General features: G+C 69.5%; 17 protein-coding genes. 11 read left to right on the top strand and 6 right to left on the bottom strand.

Annotated features, from left to right (window positions below; translation table 11 throughout):
- Positions 1-305 precede the first annotated feature (305 nt).
- A complete protein-coding gene (locus ACZ6KY_RS04465; protein ID WP_469308809.1) occupies positions 306-806 on the bottom strand; it encodes a GNAT family N-acetyltransferase in 501 nt (166 codons plus the stop codon).
- Between the two features lie 191 nt (positions 807-997).
- On the opposite strand from ACZ6KY_RS04465, the gene ACZ6KY_RS04460 reads away from it, so the two are divergent.
- The 3 genes from ACZ6KY_RS04460 to ACZ6KY_RS04450 all read left to right on the top strand — a co-directional run bounded on the left by ACZ6KY_RS04460 (position 998) and on the right by ACZ6KY_RS04450 (position 4253).
- Positions 998-1471: a carboxymuconolactone decarboxylase family protein gene (locus tag ACZ6KY_RS04460; RefSeq protein WP_469308808.1), complete on the top strand. Its 474-nt coding sequence runs from the start codon at positions 998-1000 to the stop codon at positions 1469-1471.
- 67 nt (positions 1472-1538) lie between these two features.
- A complete protein-coding gene (locus ACZ6KY_RS04455) occupies positions 1539-2462 on the top strand; it encodes an RNA polymerase sigma-70 factor (protein ID WP_469308807.1) in 924 nt (307 codons plus the stop codon).
- 504 nt (positions 2463-2966) lie between these two features.
- The gene (locus ACZ6KY_RS04450; protein ID WP_469308806.1) at positions 2967-4253 is read left to right on the top strand and encodes an MFS transporter; all 1287 of its coding nucleotides are present in this window, start codon (positions 2967-2969) and stop codon (positions 4251-4253) included.
- Between the two features lie 172 nt (positions 4254-4425).
- Here the strand turns inward: ACZ6KY_RS04450 and ACZ6KY_RS04445 are convergent, their stop codons facing one another.
- A complete protein-coding gene (locus ACZ6KY_RS04445) occupies positions 4426-5271 on the bottom strand; it encodes a virginiamycin B lyase family protein (RefSeq protein ID WP_469308805.1) in 846 nt (281 codons plus the stop codon).
- A gap of 510 nt (positions 5272-5781) precedes the next feature.
- Between ACZ6KY_RS04445 and ACZ6KY_RS04440 the strand changes: the two genes are divergently transcribed.
- Positions 5782-6039 (top strand): hypothetical protein, encoded by a 258-nt coding sequence (locus tag ACZ6KY_RS04440; protein ID WP_469308804.1) that lies wholly within the window; start codon positions 5782-5784, stop codon positions 6037-6039.
- Between the two features lie 215 nt (positions 6040-6254).
- Positions 6255-6812 carry a pyridoxamine 5'-phosphate oxidase family protein gene (locus tag ACZ6KY_RS04435; RefSeq protein WP_469308803.1) on the top strand — a complete coding sequence of 186 codons (558 nt, stop codon included), beginning with the start codon at positions 6255-6257 and terminating at the stop codon, positions 6810-6812.
- A 113-nt stretch (positions 6813-6925) separates the two neighbouring features.
- On the opposite strand, the gene ACZ6KY_RS04430 is transcribed toward ACZ6KY_RS04435, so the two are convergent.
- From ACZ6KY_RS04430 to ACZ6KY_RS04415, 4 genes are all read right to left on the bottom strand, one after another.
- Positions 6926-7840 (bottom strand): helix-turn-helix domain-containing protein, encoded by a 915-nt coding sequence (locus ACZ6KY_RS04430; RefSeq protein ID WP_469308802.1) that lies wholly within the window; start codon positions 7838-7840, stop codon positions 6926-6928.
- A gap of 307 nt (positions 7841-8147) precedes the next feature.
- Entirely contained in the window at positions 8148-8609 is a 462-nt protein-coding gene (locus tag ACZ6KY_RS04425; protein ID WP_469308801.1) for a hypothetical protein, read from the bottom strand.
- A 152-nt stretch (positions 8610-8761) separates the two neighbouring features.
- Positions 8762-9235: a GNAT family N-acetyltransferase gene (locus tag ACZ6KY_RS04420; protein WP_469308800.1), complete on the bottom strand. Its 474-nt coding sequence runs from the start codon at positions 9233-9235 to the stop codon at positions 8762-8764.
- A gap of 186 nt (positions 9236-9421) precedes the next feature.
- Positions 9422-10237 carry a DUF427 domain-containing protein gene (locus ACZ6KY_RS04415; protein WP_469308799.1) on the bottom strand — a complete coding sequence of 272 codons (816 nt, stop codon included), beginning with the start codon at positions 10235-10237 and terminating at the stop codon, positions 9422-9424.
- A 776-nt stretch (positions 10238-11013) separates the two neighbouring features.
- Here ACZ6KY_RS04415 and ACZ6KY_RS04410 point away from each other — a divergent pair.
- From ACZ6KY_RS04410 to ACZ6KY_RS04385, 6 genes are all read left to right on the top strand, one after another.
- Positions 11014-11520 (top strand): toxin, encoded by a 507-nt coding sequence (locus ACZ6KY_RS04410; protein WP_469308798.1) that lies wholly within the window; start codon positions 11014-11016, stop codon positions 11518-11520.
- On the top strand, positions 11517-12695 hold the full coding sequence (locus tag ACZ6KY_RS04405) for an MAB_1171c family putative transporter (protein WP_469308797.1): 1179 nt from the start codon (positions 11517-11519) through the stop codon (positions 12693-12695). Before ACZ6KY_RS04410 ends, ACZ6KY_RS04405 begins: the two co-directional genes overlap by 4 nt.
- 64 nt (positions 12696-12759) lie before the next feature.
- On the top strand, positions 12760-13938 hold the full coding sequence (locus ACZ6KY_RS04400; RefSeq protein ID WP_469308796.1) for an MAB_1171c family putative transporter: 1179 nt from the start codon (positions 12760-12762) through the stop codon (positions 13936-13938).
- Between the two features lie 14 nt (positions 13939-13952).
- Positions 13953-15377 (top strand): FAD-dependent oxidoreductase, encoded by a 1425-nt coding sequence (locus tag ACZ6KY_RS04395; RefSeq protein WP_469308795.1) that lies wholly within the window; start codon positions 13953-13955, stop codon positions 15375-15377.
- 192 nt (positions 15378-15569) lie between these two features.
- On the top strand, positions 15570-16010 hold the full coding sequence (locus tag ACZ6KY_RS04390; RefSeq protein WP_469308794.1) for a GNAT family N-acetyltransferase: 441 nt from the start codon (positions 15570-15572) through the stop codon (positions 16008-16010).
- A gap of 154 nt (positions 16011-16164) precedes the next feature.
- Positions 16165-16587 (top strand): pyridoxamine 5'-phosphate oxidase family protein, encoded by a 423-nt coding sequence (locus tag ACZ6KY_RS04385; protein WP_469308793.1) that lies wholly within the window; start codon positions 16165-16167, stop codon positions 16585-16587.
- Positions 16588-16655: the final 68 nt, after the last annotated feature.

Genomic DNA, 16655 nt, shown 5'->3' with positions numbered 1-16655 from the left:
CGACCAAGATCGCCGAATGCAAGACCCGCAGCTCAACCCATTCTGAAACGATCAGTAAGGGCGTGCAGAAGAACAACATGTAGGCGAGTGGCACGCTGACCTGCGAGGTCAAGTCTCAAAACCCGCAAGTTAATTCTCTGCACGCCCTAAGGCGCCCCTCACTACCGCGAGAACAACGGCTTCCGGATCGCGGGTCGCTGGGAGCCCTCCCACCCTCAGTCGTCAGTATCCGTACTCACTCACGCGGCTCGCGACGCCCCCAACAGCGGCCTTCAGCGCCTGAGTTCGGCGAGGGCGGCCCAGCTTCAGTCCAGACGCTTGTGCATGACGATGCAGGGACGCTGGTACTGGACGTCGGTACGGCGGTCGATCTCCTGCCAGCCCAGGGAGTTCCAGAACGCAAGGGCCGCAGGGTTGTTCTCCAGGACAGCCAGCCGGAGTCCCTCCCTGCCGTCGCGGCGGAAGCGTTCCTCCACCAGCCCGGCCAGCCTTCGGCCGACCCCGTGCCGGTGAAGACTCCCGTGCACCAGCAGCAGCCCGATCCACGGGTGTCCGTCTGTGGGGTGACGGTCGAGCAGGCACAACAAGCCGACGATCCGGTCTTGCCCGTCGCGGGCGAGCAGGACCTCACAGCCCTCGGTCTCCGCTTCCTCCCGCAGATCGGCCTCGACCCTGTCGGCCGGAATACGCTCAGGGTAGTACTCGCCCGCGGCACGGCAGTACTCGGGGTTGCTCGCGTAGAGGCCCACGACGCCGATGATCTCTTCCGGGGAGAAACGCAGCGGGGAAAGCAGCAATGGTGACATCCAGGCAGGTTGACGTGCTCCCTGGCCTCAAGTCCAGGCATTCGGACATGTGCTGCCGTACGTGAAGCCGGCCGAGTTGTCCCGGCTTCGCAGCACCCAGACGAGACGCGGGTCGCGCTCGTTCATGTCACAGGAAGCCGGGCTACCTCGTCTCAAGGGGTGTACGCACTGATGACAACGAGGAGCTCGCCATGGATCAGCGACTGAACTACTTCGCCAGCCCGACCGCAGGCAAGGCCCTCAAGTACTTCATGTCGGCCGGCAAGGCGCTCAAGGACTCGCCGCTGCCCGCCGCGACGCAGGAGCTGGTGGCGCTGCGCGTGAGCCAGATCAACGGATGTGCCGTCTGTATCGACATGCACACCAAGGAGGCCGCCGCGGCCGGCGAGACTTCGGTACGGCTGAACCTCGTCGCGGCGTGGCGGGAGGCGACGGTCTTCACCGAGGCCGAGCGGGCCGCGCTGGAGCTGGCGGAAGAGGGGACCCGGGTCGCGGACGCGGCCAAGGGCGTCAGCGACGAGGTGTGGGCGCACGCCGTCAAGCACTACGACGAGGAACAGCTCACCGCCCTCGTCATCCTGGTTTCCTTCATGAACTCGGTGAACCGGCTGAACATCATCACCCAGCAGCCGGCCGGCGACTACGAGCCCGGACAGTTCCACTGAACGGTGACAGCAACTGGTTCGGGTTCGGGTTCCGGCTGCGGGCCCCTGGCGCGGGAGAGGGATTACCGTGAACAAGGTTGAGGAGTTCGAGGAGCTGCGACCGCTGCTCTTCTCGATCGCCTACCGGATTCTGGGCAGCGTGAGTGAGGCCGAGGACGCGGTGCAGGAGACCTGGCTCCGCTTCGACCGCTCGACGACCCCGCCCACGTCGGCCAAGGCCTTTCTGTCCGCCACGGTCACCCGGGTCTCGATCGACGTACTGCGCTCCGCGCGCGTACGGCGGGAGGAGTACGTGGGGCCGTGGCTGCCCGAGCCGCTGCTGAGTGATCCGTATCAGGACCCGGAGCGCTCGGCGGAACTGGCCGACTCCGTGTCGATGGCGGCGCTGCTGTTGCTGGAGAGGCTCAGCCCGTTGGAGCGGTCGGTGTTCGTGCTGCGGGAGGTCTTCGCCTTCGGGTTCGACGAGATCGCCACGGCAGCGGGACGTTCCGAGGCGGCGTGCCGGCAGTTGCTGGTACGGGCACGGCGGCACATGGAGGCCGGGCGGCCCCGGTTCGAAGCGGACCGTCAGGAGCGGCAGGAGTTGGCGGCGCGCTTCTTCGACGCGTTGAGAGACGGTGATGTGGGCGCGTTGCGGAATCTGCTGGCCGCCGACGTGCAGATGGTCGGGGACGGCGGCGGGAAGGCCCCGCGTCTGGCCAGGGCTGTCGTCGGCGCGGAGAACGTGGCCCGGCTCCTTGCGTCCGTCTTCCCCGTGATGGCCCGGATCGACGTGACGTTCGAGCCACGCGAGGTCAACGGCCAGCCCGGCGCGATCTTCCGCGCCCCGGACGGCAAGATCCTGCACACTCTGGCCCTCGACGTGCTCGACGGGCGGATCCAGGCCATCCGTTCGGTGATCAACCCGGACAAGCTCGGCCACCTGGGGCCGGTCGCCGACGCCTGGGCCGTCGACCGCGAGGTGAGGCAGGCCCGCCGGGAGATGAAGTGACGCCGTACGTCCGTCTGCCGGAACGGGCTTCTACGGGGTTCAGCCGAGGCGGGTGAGGATCGCGCGGCTGATGCGGTGCAGTTCCAGGTCGTGCTCAACGCCCTGAAGTGGCTGAGCGTGTCCTCGCGGGCCTCGCCGTCCGGCGAGCCCATCGCCCTCAGCCGTACCGGAACGTCGTCCGCCGGACCGTACGCATGGTCCATCGACGACCAGTCGATGACGTCAAGTTCGTTGATCATGGCCGGCGCTGTGCAGGAGGGCACTGACAACGGCGGTGCCTGGAAAGACACCCCGGTGCGCCGATCCCCGCCGCAGCGCACCGCGGAGCGGCAGGCTCGTCGTGTTCGCCCCTGGTCGACCGAGGCAAGATCATTACGCTCTCAGGGCTGCGCCGGCAGGCTTGGGACGGACAGTCACGGCTGAGGTCAAAACGATTCGCCCTGGCCAGAGCGCGCCGGTTACCCTGCGCGATGTGAACCACCCCCGCGCGTCCCGCCGTACCTCATGAGTCTTGCGCGAACCCTGGTCGACGTCCGGCCGGTGCGTACGTCCCCGGTCTTCAGGCGTCTGCTGATCGGCCGGACCGTGTCCTTGCTGGGCAGCTTCATGACCATGGTCACCGTCATGTACCAGGTCTGGGACATGACACACAGCACGGTCTGGACCGGCGCGGTGGGGCTGGCCTCGGCACTGCCCATGGTCGTGTTCGGGCTGTTCGCCGGCTCATGGGCCGACCGGGGCGACCGTCGGCGCATCTACCTCTTCGCCACCGTCGGCCAGGCGGCGGTCTCCCTGCTGCTCGCGGTGCAGGGCTTCACCGGGCACGTTCCGGTGGTGGGCGTGCTCGGCCTGGTCGCCGCTCAGTCCTGCTGCTCGGCGGTCGGCGGTCCCGCGGCGGGCGTGTTCGTGCCGAGGCTGCTGCCGAAGGACCAGGTGGCGGCCGGGCTGGCGCTCCAGCAGGTCAGCGGTCAGGCGATGATGCTCGCCGGTCCGGCGCTCGGCGGCGTCCTGCTCGGCTGGGTCGGCATCGGCCCCTGTTACCTCGCCGACGCCCTGTCCTTCGGGCTGTCTTTCTACGGCGCGTTCGGACTGCCCGCTCTGCCGCCCTCAGGTGAACCGTCCCGGGCCGGGCTGCACGGGGTACTGGACGGCCTCCGCTTCCTGGCCGGGCACCGGGCGGTACGCGGCGCCCTGATCACCGACCTGGCCGCCACCGTGCTCTCGATGCCGACCAGTCTCTTTCCGCTGGTCAACGCCGAACGATTCGGCGGCAGTCCGCGCACCCTCGGACTGTTCCTGTCCGCCATGGCCGTCGGCGGCATCGTCTCGTCCGGGCTGTCCGGCATGGTCACGCGGCTCGGGCGTCCCGGGCCGGTGATGCTCTGCGGTGCGGGGATCTGGGGAGCGGCGCTCGCGGCCTTCGGCCTGATCCGCGATCCGTGGGCCGGACTCGGACTCCTCGTCCTCGCCGGGGCCGCCGACGCCGTCTCGGTGATCTCGCGCAGCACGATCGTGCAGACCCACACGCCGGACGCCCTGCTGGGCCGGGTGACGGCGGCCGAGCAGATCGTCGGCCACGCCGGCCCCAACCTCGGCAACCTGCGCGGCGGCGTGGTCGCCGGCTGGACCTCGGGGGCGACCGCGCTCGTCAGCGGCGGGATCCTCTGCCTGTTCGCGGTCGCCCTGGTCGGCGCGAAGACGCCGGAACTGCGCGGCGGTTCCGTCCCCGAGCCCAACGCCGACGCCACGCCTCTCCAGCCCGTGGACGCCTCCGTACCGAGCGGAGCATGATCCTCGGCCGCTCCGAAGCCCCGGTCCCGGTCATGGTCCTGCACCCTCTGCTGCCCTCCGAGCCGCACGGCTCCGCCGAGGATCCGGCACCTTGAGGGCCCGCCGACCCGACGCAGTCCGACGTAACCCGACAGCGTCAGCGTCAGCAGTCCGCTCTTCGCCGTGGTGGTGGTCAGTGTCCCTGGGGCCGTTCGTCGATCGGTGGGAAGGCGAGACCAGTCGGGGTGTTGAGGCCCGAAGCGGGGAGCGTGTCCTGGCCGCCGTCGGCCTCTCGGACTCGTACCACCCGGTTGTTGAGTCCATCGGCCACATAGAGGCAGCCGCGACCGTCCAGCGCGAGGCCCAGCGGATCGCTCAGACCGGTGGTGGGCACCGTGCTCTGCGTACCGCCGCCCGCGGACACCTTCACCACGCGGTTGTTGCCGCTGTCCGAGATGTAGAGGTCCCCGGCGGCGTTCAGCGCCAGCCCGGTCGGCTGGGACAGACCGACGGTGGGGACCGTGGTCTGACCGCTGCCGTCCGCGGGAACCCTCACCACCCGGTTGTTGACGAAGTCGGAAATGTACAGGTCCCCGCCGGCGCTGAGTGCCAGGCCCCAGGGATGGAGGAGTCCCGTGGTGGGGACGGTCGTCTGGCCGCTGCCGTCGGAGGGGACCTTCACGATGCGGTCGTTGAAGCTGTCGGCGATGTAGAGACTGCCGTGGGCGTCGACGGCGAGGCCCAACGGGCGGGACAGGCCGACAGTGGGGACGGTGACCTGCTCCCCGCCCCTCGCCTCAAGCTTCACCACCCTGTTGTTGCCCGTGTCGGAGACGTAGAGCTCGCGGGCGGCGTCCCACGCCAGGCCGGTCGGACGTACTACGCCGCTGAGCGGAACCGTCGTCTGGCCGTCCCCGTTCGCCGGCAGTCTCACCACGCGGTCGTTGCCGTAGTCGGACACGAACAGCGGCGGTCTGGCCGGTGAGGGACCGTCCACCTGTGTCGCACCGGCCGGTCCGGTGGGCAGGGCACAGAGCACGAAGACCCCTGCGGTAGCCGCGATCCGCCGGGCCCAGCCTCCTCTGCGGCCATCACCGGTCGACGTTTCGCACGCTCGTGATTCCGTTGTCCTGCGCTTCACGGTTCGCCCATCTGTTCTCGACGGTCGGCGCGTGCCGAACCGTCTGCGGAAACGGTCGCCGCCGCTCGGGCGTGGAGCAGCACCGCTGGTACGACGAGCGCCCGTCCGAAGGCGGAGACGCCGTCGCGGGTTCGGGCGGCGCCCAGCTCGGCGGCATGATCGATGCCTTCCCCCCTGACACGCCGCATCCCCCTGCCGTCGCCCGCTCGGCCGACCCGCGTGTCGGCAGTACGGGCGGGACGGGCGCCCCCGTTCGATCCTGCGGGCCGCTGACACCGCCCCGGTGCGGGGCTCCCCGCGCCGGCGCTCCTCCGATGCCCACTGGCCCGCGCTGCTTCGACCCGGCACGCAAAGACCTACCGTGCGCCTGCGCGACGGGCGTCGGGAGAGGCACTTAAATACCGGAGCATGACTACCGAGTCTCAGCGTTTCACTGTCCTGCTGGTCCCCGAATTCCTCGAGAACAAGGGCGCGGCCTCCGCGCAGGACTCGGCTGTGCGATCTGCCGTCGTAGAAGCGACCGGCGAGACAGGCGAAACGGGCTATCCGCGCTACGCGGGGGAGGGAATCGTGGCCGACATCGACCCTCGTACGCGCACGGTCGAGGCGGTGCTGGTCGACGGCTCAGAGCTGGACTACGGGCTGAACGCCATGGTCGCTTCCTGATCCGGCCCTGGCCCTCTCCCCGAAGCCGCTATGCGGGGCCGAAGGCACGAACCCCCTCGCCGTGGACGCATCCCGGATCCCGGACGCACATTCCGGAGCGGGCCCGGACCATCAGCGCAGGGCGAGGCGCGTCAGCAGACAGAAAAACATCAGGCGCGGCGATGACTTCGGGGCGGGCGACCGGTCGTTATCAGGGAGAGGAAGGGAGATCCGCCATGCCGACGCAGGAACCCGCAAAGCAACCCACCACCGAGCTCGATGCCCGCTACAGCTCCGCTCTCAATCCGCGTCCGGGTGCCGCGGAGGTCACCGCCACCGAGTGGGCCGAGGCCCAGCGGCAGCTGGAGGCCGCCGAGATCTTCTGGCTGTCGACGGTGCGTCCCGACGGTCGGCTGCACGTCACTCCCCTGATCGCGGCCTGGCACGACGGGGTGCTGTACTTCTCCACCGGCCCCGGAGAGCAGAAGGCGAAGAACCTCGCTCACGACGGCCACTGCGCGCTGACCACCGGCGGGAACTCGCTCACCGAAGGGCTCGACCTCGTGATCGAGGGCACGGCGGAGCCCGTTGCCGATCCGGCGACGCTGGAGAAGGTGATCACGGCGTACGAGGAGAAATACGGGCCGCACATCACCTCACCGGAGGGCACCTTCCACGGGATCGGAGACGCGTTCCGAAAAGGGGACGCGACGGTGTTCGCGGTGGCCCCGACAACGGCGTACGGCTTCGGCCGCGACGACGGGGCCTACACCCATACGCGGTGGGCGTTCTGAACAGCGAGGCTCCCTGAGGCTGGGACGTCTGGAGGACGCCAGGCCCGTGGGGCTGCCCTTCAGCTGTGCGACGTGGCGCCGTCCGTCCTGTGGCCGCCCGAAACCCGCCCGGTTCAGTCCGCCGAGCGGGCGATCTGATTGTCCAGCGCGGTGCAGAGCCAGTCGTGGGTGGCGCCGGGGGTCGGTTCCCGCGAGGCGGAGAGCTCGGCGGCGAGTTTCCAGTAGAGGTCGATACGGGGGTCCGAGGCCAGCAGCCCGCTGAGTTGGCGGCGGAAGGCGGGCGTGTCCCGCGTGTCACGTGAGCGGGCGTAGGCGGAGACGAAGCAGTCGAGGGCCTCGCCCTGGTGCGGTGGCCGCTCGGCCACCAGCTGCGGCGATGCCAGCGCGTACGCCTCGACGAGACCGTCGTAGAGCACGGCCGGGCGGCCCCCGTCGGGCCGGTGTGCCGCGGGCCGGCCGTTATCCGTGCCGGGACAGGGGGCGGATACGAAGGCGTGCAGTCGGGTGAAGGCCAGTACCTGGGCCGGTGTCGGGCCTTCGGGCAGCTGTGGAACGGAGTGTTCGACAATGGCGGAGACGAGTCGCGCCGGGAGCCGCGGCGGGAGCCAACGCCGCCAGAAGCGCGCCAGCGGTGCCGTGCTGGGCGGCACGGACACGGCGCCGATCAGCCTCAGCCGCGCGGCACGTTCCTCGGGGGCGCAGTCCTGGAGCAGTTGCAGGGCCGCCTCCTGCCAGCGCAGAGCGGTGAGCCGCGAGCCGATCTGCCGCAGCTGGCCCGCGACGACGTCCTCCAGTGTGTCCTCCTGGTCGAGGACTCGTCCTACTTCGGGAACCGGCAGGTCGAGGGTGCGCAGGGAGCGGATGAGGTGGAGCCGGTCGAGTGCCTCGGGGCCGTACCGGCGGTGGCCGCCGCCGCTGCGGACGCCTTCGGGCAACAGACCCCGGTCCGAATAGAAGCGGACGGTCTTGACGGTGACGCCCGCGCGTTCGGCGAGCTCTCCGATGCTCCACATGCTGTCGGGGGACACGGGCTTGAACCTCCCTCAGGGGAGTTCCTACCGTACCGGCGAGCACGGAGCGGAGACCGCCGTCCCGCAGCCGGTGCGCACGCTGACCCAGCCGCTCCGCCTTCGGGTGCGGTGTCCTCGTTGCCGGCGACCGGCGTCCTGTGCACCGGGAACGGTTCGAGCATCGCGATGGTCGAGGGTTTGGGGGATCCCCGCTTGAAGGTCCTCGCCGAACCTCGGGTGAGTCTCCTCGAACTCGACACGGGGCACTGGCCGATGCTCTCCCGCACCGACGGCGTGGCCGAGATGGCGACTTCTTCACCTCGGCCTACACCGGTTCTTCGTAGAGTCGTAGATCGAGTGGCTTACGACCGTGGAACGGCTCCAGCCGGTCGGCCAGAGCCTCGGCCCACGGATCGAGATCCCCGTCGGTATCGTGGAAGAACCAGGAGTTGAAGCTGCCCAGGAGGTCGAAGGCTGGATCCGGCGGGAAGCTGAGTTCGCAGTGGACCTGGACGAACTGGTCGTGCTCACCGTCGTCATCGTTGATGGCGAACTGACGCGTGAAATCCAGCACGAACGCAGACGGTCCGTCGAAGACATACGTGCCGTATTGAAGGAGCAACCCGTCCGAGTCGGGCAGGACTGTCGTATCGAAACGCTGACGCGCGAACCGCACGAAGCCCAACCAGGCATCCCGCGCGGTCAATTCGGTCGGCGACGATGACGCGGCTTCAAGTTCCCTACGCAGAAGGCCAAGTGCCTCGTTCACCTGCGGTCTGCTCGGCATACGGCCCTCCTCGGACCCACGACAACAACCTGATGGGAAACGTGCACGACCGGCGGTGGTCGGTGTGGAGTGCGGGTATCCGTCGGGAGCACGCGCCGGCGCCGATGCGGCGTCAGCGGATCAGCGAAGTCGCCGGGGCGTCGGGACGCCGTTCACTGTGTACCGTCCGGCCGCCAGCGCAGGGTCATGTCGGGCAGGCTCTCCATGTTCCGGTCGCCATCGCTGGTGTCGACGACCATGAAACCGTGGCGCCTGTAGAACGTGCGGGCATCGGTGTTCTGCTGGAAGACGTGCAGGGACACCCCCTCAGGGCTGTGCCGTTTGACCTGGTCGAGCAGCAGCGCGCCGATTCCTTGGCGGCGGGCGTCCGGCCGCAGGTAGAGGTGCTCGAGCATGTCACCCTCAAGGGCGGCATAGCCGAGGATCTCTCCACCCCGCGCCGCCACCCACGTCCGGCAGGTTGTGAGCACGGCGTCCTCGACCCACCGGGCGACCTGGTCGTGACTGCGCTTCTGCGGGGGCAGGTACGGCATGGTCGCCGCCCGGGAGGTCATGTGGATACGTGCGATCACCGCCGCGTCCTCGGCGTCCGCGAGTCTGATCTCCGTCACGTCGACATCACTCACGGCCGGAACCTACAGGGCCGGCCGAGGCAGAAGCCACCGGATAACCCGGTGAGCCATCTCAGTCACGGCCCCGCCGTCGCGTAGGACCATGGTCATGACCCGCCGTCCGGCCCGGTCACGCCCTGAGTCACTCCCCCGTGCCTCGCACAACAGGCTTTCGTCCCAGGCCTTTCAGCCTGCGCCTGTTCACTTCGGCGTCTGCTCCGAGAGCGCTTTGGTGAACGGGGTGACGGGGCGCTCCAGGCCCTCGCCGTCCACGGTGATGTCGACTCCCTCGTTGTAGAAGGCCAGGAGATCCTTGATCGGGCCCACGGCGGGCAGCGGCTCCCGGTAGCTCCACACGATGTTCGGTGGCACGCCGGCTCCGCCTCGCCACGACCAGTACTCGGCCGTGCCCTTGTAGGGGCAACCGGTGTGGTGGTCGGTGGGGCCGAACAGCTCCAGGCGGACGTCCTCGCGTGGGATGTAGAACCGGGTCGGCAGGCCCGTTTCGAAGAGCAGGACCGGGCGGTGCGTGTCGGCGACGACGGTGCCGTCGATCTCGACCCTGACGTGGCGGCTGCTCGGCATGGCGTCCACCCGTTTGTGCGGGTCCCGCGGGTGGATGAAGATCTCTTCCTCCTCCTCGTACCAGTGCTCCAGTCCTCGGCCGACGCGCCGGAACCACTCGAAGGCGATGTGGCCGGCCAGGTCGGAGGCGGGGAACGTCCAGGCCGCGTTCTCCAGCAGCTCGCCGTCGAGCTCGAGGTCGTAGAAGATCCGCGATCCGGTGTGCGTGCCCGTCGGCGGGTTCTTCGCGGGGCGGAGCAGGTCCTCGCGCACCTCCCCTCGCGGGAAGGCGTACAGCGGCACCGGTACCGCGGGCTCCCACACGAGGACGGGGTGCCTGCTGTCCACGACGGTGACCTCGCCTTTTCGGCCGCGCACCCAGCGTTCGCTGGGCTCCCAGAGAAGGCCCTCCGGGGTTGTCCGGACGGCTCGCGCGGTGGGGAATGCGGTCATGACCGGCTCTCCTTCGGATTGCTCACGCGGCGACTTCGGCGAGGGGCGAGGGGCGAGGTGGGGGCGGTTTCGCGTGGCGGCCCGCGAGCCGTCCGGGTGGCCGGACATCCGCGGGCGGGTCCTCCTCGACGTCGCTCCTGGTCCCCTTCCACCTTGACACGATTCGGAGCGGCCGCCGCTGCGCGGCCCGGCCGGACGGGGCCTGCCCACCTCCCCCGACTACGACGCCCGGCACCGCACGCCGCCGTCGAGGCCGGGCTCGTCCCGCCGAGAGTCCTGACGCGCGGCAGTCCCCGACCGAGAGATGCAAGGAAAACTTAACAACCCGGGCGCGGCCGGATAGGCTCACGTGAACGTCAACTCCTCATCTCTACACGCGCCTTGGAGAACGCCCGGTGGCAGCGGATGCTTGTGGCCAACTGGCCGGAACGTTGGAGCGCATCAGCCACGCGGCGGGCCGTCGACGGCGTCTCTCCGAGGCTCTCGACGTCAAGGGTCTTGCGCACCGCACGACAGTCCCGGCGGACATGAAGCCAGTGGACCGGCTTCGCCGTTTCTTCGCTCGGTCCGCCGAGTTCCTGACCGCGGATGAGCCGGAGGCCGCCCGTCCCACAGCATCCGGCGGGTGGGGCCCACGGGGCCGGCCGAGGTGACGTACAGCTCGGGCCACGGCGAACACGATCGGCCCGGCACCGTCCTCGGGCACTGCGGCCACAACCTCGTACCGCGCGGAATCGGAAGGGACCACGGAGAGAACGGTGCGTAGGAAAAGGGAGATGCGCAAGCTTGCGGACGCGCTCATCGACCCCATCCGGGTGAGGCTTCCCGCGGACCCCGAGGAAGTGTTCGCCGCGCTGGTGACATCGGTGAATCAGTGGCGGGGACGCGACGTCGTGGTCCACAAGGCGGCCTTCCCCCCGCACACCGCGACCGGGCTCTGGCTCGACCGCGACACCCATGACGACGTCATCATCGAAGAGCGCGCCGCCGTATGGCACCAGATCGTGATCTTCGGCCACGAGGTATGGCACATGAGTCAGGGAGACGCGGCGCCGCCTCACCACCTGGACGCTTCCCACAGCGCCCAACCGGTCGCCGCCCGCACCGATTTCAGTCTGCGGGCCGAGCAGGAGGCCGATCGGTTCGGCATGCTGGTCGGACGACGTCTCAGGGCTCTGCTGGAGGCATCGGACCACTCCGTCTTCGCGTCCGGGGCCGACAGCGCCGACGATCTCGCCAGCCGTATCGGGGCTGCCCTCAACTATCGCGGGACACGAAGATGAGCGGCCTGATCAACTACGTGAGCTGCGGCGCGCTGTGGCTCGGCCTGACCGTGCGGGCGCCCGAGCTCGTACGCCACTGGCGCGATCCCATCCTGCGCGTCATCTGTGCGGTCATGGCTCTCGCCGGCCTGTGCTTCCTCCTCGGCGCGCCGCCCACGGTGGGGGCGATCAACCACATCAGCGGAGTCCCGAATCTGGCCGCACCGCTCACGTACGCCGCCATCACCGCCTACAGCGCCATGTCGCTGGTCCTGATCGTCTTCTGGAAGGGCGGACCGGACGTCCGCCGGATCGCCCGCCGCCTGATGAGCGGCTACTCCGTCGTGCTCGTCGTCATCGCCGCGTTGTTCGCGCTCGGCGACACGCCCACCGAGCGCCGCACCGATTTCGACACGTACTACGCGGTGACCCCGTTCATCGCCGAGATGATCGTGCTGTATCTGCTCGCCCATCTGACCGCCGTGGTGACCACCGCGCTGTGGTCGCTGCGCTGGGCGCGCGAGGTCCACGGCCGGCTCCGCGTCGGGCTGCTGACCATGGGGGCGGGCACGGTGGTCGGCGCCGGATACAGCGTCTCCAAACTCACGGCCGTCGTCGCCCGCTGGTGCGGGCCGGACTGGTCGGCACTCGGCACGGAGGTCTCACCCGGACTGGCCGGCCTCGGCGCTCTGCTGACGGTCGTGGGGATCCTCATCCCCTGGGCCGGGCCCAGCATCGCGGTCTGGCTCCTGTCCTGGCGCGCTTACCTGCGCCTGGCGCCGCTCGAACACGAGCTGGATGACGTACTCGCGCACCGCAATCTACGGCTGCCACGCCCACGGCCGTCCTCCCCCGCCACCCTTCTCATGTGGCGCCAGCCCAGCATCCACAACGCGTTGAGCTACCTCGACGCGCTGTTCGACCGCGATCTGTACGAGCGGACTTATGCCGCCTCCCTGCGCGCGGCGGGTGACCGCGAGCGGGCCCAGGCCGTCGGCTGGGCCGCGATCATCGCCGCGGCCGTGCGGGAGGAGCGCGGTGGGCAGCGGGTCCCGGATTCGTCGCACGGGGCCGGCCGCAGGCTCCCGGCGCCGGATGCCGCCGCTCTCGTGCGCATCGCCGAGGCCCTGGCCGCGTCCGGCACCTTCGCGAACACCCGGGCACGCCGCGGTTCGGCCGCCAGGGGTGCCGTATGAACCACTCGCCGACAGCACCGGCGCCATCCTCCACCGCGCGGGGCGCTGAACGGAGTTCCCACTCATGAGCCTTGTTGTGTACCTGGCCGCCGGCCTTTTAGCCTTATCGGCCGTCCTGCTGTTCCGCCGACCGCGCGCGGCGCTGCGCAATCCGCTGACGGCTTCCACGTGCGCCGCGGTCGCGATCGGAGCGGTGTGCTTCACGTGTTCCGCCCCCGTCACGCTGGCTGCGGTCAACCGCCTGACGGGCATACCCAACTTCGGCGCCCCGCTGACGTACAGCATGATCTCCGCGTACAGCTGCTCCCTGACGATTCTGCTGATCCAGTGGAGAGGCGGTCCGCCCGAGCGGGTCAGACACAGCACTCGGCACAGCATCATCGTCTTCGGCTTGCTGATCGCCGCCATCATCGTCCTGTTCACATTGGCCGACGCGCGCACCGAGAGACTCAACGATCTCGACACCTACTACGCGAACACGCCGTACATGCGCGAGATGATCGTGCTGTATCTGGTCGGCCACGGTGCCTGCGTCGTGGTGATGAGTGCCGTGTGCCTCAGATGGCTGCGCGAGGTAACGGGTCCCCTCCGGACGGGACTCCGCCTTATTCTCCTCGGCCTGCTGCTGGACGTCGTCGGCTTCGAGATCGCCAAGACCACCGCTGTCGTGGCCCGCTGGCTGGGCCACGACCTGGACTTTCTCTCCACCACCGTCGCGCCGCCCGTCGTCTCCCTCGGCGCGCTGTTCTGCTCCGCCGGGTTCACACTCCCCCGGCTCCTGCCGCCGGCCATCACCCATTGGCGCAGCCTGAGCGACTACCGCAGGCTGACACCGCTGTGGATGGAAGTGCAGTGGGCAGCGACCGCGCCGAAACCCTCACCCTCCTGGTGGGAACTCCCGTACGCGCGGCTCCAATGGCTGGAAGTGTCCATCCACGACGCGCTCCTCGCCCTGGCTCCCCTCTTCGACGACCGGGTGCGCCGGATCTCACTGGCGACGGCACTCGACGAAGGCAACACCCCGAGCCAGGCACGCGTGATAGCGGAGGCAGCCATGCTCGCCGACGCCGCGCGCCAGGTGGCCGCCCCCGCCGACCACCAGCTCAAAGAACCCAGCACCTACCGCCTGCACGCCACTGACGCCGTCGGCACAACGGGACTGGTCGAACTCGCCCGGGCGCTGGGGCAATCGCCCGTCGTCGCCGCGGCCCGTCGGGGATCGGTGACCACGTCCCATGACTGACTTCAAGGAGCACCATGAGTAGAGCTGTCGTCATCGGAGCCGGACTGGGCGGTGTCATGGCTGCGGCGGCGTTGTCCCCTGTCGTCGACGAGGTGATCGTGCTCGACCGCGACGAGTTGCCCGACGGGCCGGAACACCGCAAGGGACTCCCTCAAGGACGTCACGCGCACCTGCTGATGCCGGGCGGGCTGGCCGCCATGGAGACGCTGGTGCCGAAGATCAGCGTCAGGGAACACCTGCTCGCCGCGGGCGCCCGCGAAATCTCACTCAGCTCAGGCATGGTGGCCTTGAGTCCGGAGGGCTGGTTCCACCGCTGGCGCCACAGCAGCCACCACATGATCACCGCCAGCCGGGCACTGCTGGACTGGGCCGTGCGCACGGCCGTGGTGGAGAACACCGGCAACGTCGAGATCCGTACCGCGCAGGTGGTCGATCTCGTCGGCAGCGCCCAGCGCGTCCTCGGCGTCCGCGTCGGCACCCCCACGGACCCGGAGGAACTCGAAGCCGACATCGTCATCGACGCCGGCGGACGCGGCTCACGCATCCTCGCCTGGCTGACCAACCTCGGTATCACCGGGATAGACGAGATACGCGTCGACACCGGCCTCGTCAACGCCACCCGTATCTTCCGCACCCCGCCGGGCGCGGAGGACTTCCCCCTCACCATGGTGCAGGCAAACCCCTACCTGTCCCAGCCCGGCCGCAGCGCGCTGATCGTCCCGATCGAGGGCAACCGCTGGATGGTGAGCCTCGGGGGCACCAGGGGCGGCGAACCCCCGGCCGATCCCGACGGCTTCCTGCGCTACACCCTCGGCCTTCCGCACCCCATCGTGGGCCGACTCATCTCCGGAGCCGAACCGCTCACCGACGTCTTCGTCAGCCACAGCACCAGCAACTCCCGCCGCTACCTGGAGAAGGCGCGCGACTGGCCGGACGGCCTCGTCGTCCTCGGCGACGCGCTCGCCACGCTCAACCCGGCCTACGGCCAGGGCATGTCGGTGGCCGCACTCGGCGCCCAGTCCCTCAGCCGGCAACTGACGCACGCCGACCTGGCCACGCCCGGCCTGACCCGCAAGATCCAGCGCGCCGCCGCCGCGATCGTCGAGACGGCATGGAGCATCGCGGTCAGCCAGGACTCGATGTACCCCGAAGTCCGCGGCGGGAGGCGGACCGCCGCCGACCGCGTCGCCGGCCGGTACACACGCCGCCTCACCAGGGCGGCAACGGGTTCTTACGTCGCCGCGTCGGCCCTGTGGGATGTGACCGGTCTCAAAGCGGGCCCCACCCGTCTGCTGCGCCCCGCGACCATTCTGGCCGCCCTCAGCGGACCCTCGCTGCCCCCTCTGTCGGAGCCCCCGCTGACACCAGGCGAACGCGAGCTTCTGAACACCCTTGATGCCACGTCCGGGGAGGAAGCCCCGTCGTCCACACCGGTCTGAGGACGGGGACGGCAGCGTCCCGTCGGGCGCCGGGAAGGATCTCGGGTATGGATGCCTGGCCCGCGTCGGCGGGCGACGGGGCCGGGCATCAGACCTCGGCATCGACACCGGGGCACATCCTCATGGTTCCGGTTCCGGTGAGAGGGTGGACCGGCGAAATCAGGAACGGCCTCGCGCGATAGCCTGATGATCATGGGGGACTGGGATCTTCGGCCGGCGTCGCTTCGGGACGTCGAGGCGGTCGCCGAGTTGCGTGCCGTGGTGTTGCGGGCGGATCTGGAACGGCTCGGGCGGTACGACGCGCAACGTGTGCGGCAGCGGCTGCGGGACGGCTTCGACCCGGCCCACACCTGGGTGATCGAGGTCGGCGACGCGTTCGCCGGCTCCGTTGCCCTGCGGCCGGACGAGGACGCCCGTCGGCTCGAGCACTTCTACCTGGCCCCCCACCTCCAGGGGTGCGGTATCGGCTCGGGCGTGCTGAGGGAGCTGCTGGAGTCGTGTGATCGCATCGGTGCGCCTGTCCGACTGAACGTACTGCGGGGCAGCCCGGCTCGACGGTTGTACGAGCGGCACGGGTTCGCCGTCGAGACGGAGGATCCGGTGGACGTCTTCATGGTGCGCGCGCCCGGCTGACGAACCCCGAATCGGCTGCCCGGCAGAGGGGCGAGCGAGGCAGGCCCCCGGCCAGGATCTGGCCGGTCCGTCACAAAGTCCCTGACTTTCGCCTGCCCCGGAGTAGGGCCGACCGGCCCTACACGGTCCCGGCGTACCGAGGGACGATGGTTCGATGTCCCAGGATGACGCCTTTCACGAACTCGACCGGCAGGAGTGCATGCGCCTGCTGACCAAGGTCCCGGTCGGCCGCGTCGTGTACACCCGACAAGCACTGCCCGCGGTCCTTCCGGTCGATTTCCGCCTGGACACGGACAGCTCCGTCGTACTGCGCACCTCCTCGGACGCGGATCTCGTCCGCGCGATCGACGGTGCCGTGGTCGCCTTCGAGGCGGACGAGTTCGATGCGGACGCCCGGTCCGGCTGGAGCGTGGTCGTCACCGGACGCGCCACCGCCGTGACCGATACCGCCGAGCACGAGCGGCTGTCGCAGGTCGGCCCGACATCCTGGATGCCGTCGCGGAACGCGGCGTTCGTGCGGATCGAATCGGAGATGGTGACCGGACGTGACCTCAGCGGAGCACGCGGATCGGAGTAACAGCAGTCTCCAGGACCCGCGCGTCGATCGACCCCCTCGAAAATCGCTGGTGGGACCGGACACCACCG

It is taken from the genome of Streptomyces sp. NPDC042002 (genome assembly GCF_055588305.1).
This window is presented reverse-complemented; position numbering and strand designations above follow the sequence as displayed.

Coding starts and splice junctions, on each gene's coding strand:
- ACZ6KY_RS04400 (WP_469308796.1), top strand. CDS start 12,760: ATGAGCCTTGTTGTGTACCTGGCCGCCGGCCTTTTAGCCTTATCGGCC.
- ACZ6KY_RS04440 (WP_469308804.1), top strand. CDS start 5,782: ATGACTACCGAGTCTCAGCGTTTCACTGTCCTGCTGGTCCCCGAATTC.
- ACZ6KY_RS04435 (WP_469308803.1), top strand. CDS start 6,255: ATGCCGACGCAGGAACCCGCAAAGCAACCCACCACCGAGCTCGATGCC.
- ACZ6KY_RS04405 (WP_469308797.1), top strand. CDS start 11,517: ATGAGCGGCCTGATCAACTACGTGAGCTGCGGCGCGCTGTGGCTCGGC.
- ACZ6KY_RS04410 (WP_469308798.1), top strand. CDS start 11,014: ATGCGCAAGCTTGCGGACGCGCTCATCGACCCCATCCGGGTGAGGCTT.
- ACZ6KY_RS04390 (WP_469308794.1), top strand. CDS start 15,570: ATGGGGGACTGGGATCTTCGGCCGGCGTCGCTTCGGGACGTCGAGGCG.
- ACZ6KY_RS04465 (WP_469308809.1), bottom strand. CDS start 806: ATGTCACCATTGCTGCTTTCCCCGCTGCGTTTCTCCCCGGAAGAGATC.
- ACZ6KY_RS04450 (WP_469308806.1), top strand. CDS start 2,967: ATGAGTCTTGCGCGAACCCTGGTCGACGTCCGGCCGGTGCGTACGTCC.
- ACZ6KY_RS04385 (WP_469308793.1), top strand. CDS start 16,165: ATGTCCCAGGATGACGCCTTTCACGAACTCGACCGGCAGGAGTGCATG.
- ACZ6KY_RS04415 (WP_469308799.1), bottom strand. CDS start 10,237: ATGACCGCATTCCCCACCGCGCGAGCCGTCCGGACAACCCCGGAGGGC.
- ACZ6KY_RS04395 (WP_469308795.1), top strand. CDS start 13,953: ATGAGTAGAGCTGTCGTCATCGGAGCCGGACTGGGCGGTGTCATGGCT.
- ACZ6KY_RS04425 (WP_469308801.1), bottom strand. CDS start 8,609: ATGCCGAGCAGACCGCAGGTGAACGAGGCACTTGGCCTTCTGCGTAGG.
- ACZ6KY_RS04460 (WP_469308808.1), top strand. CDS start 998: ATGGATCAGCGACTGAACTACTTCGCCAGCCCGACCGCAGGCAAGGCC.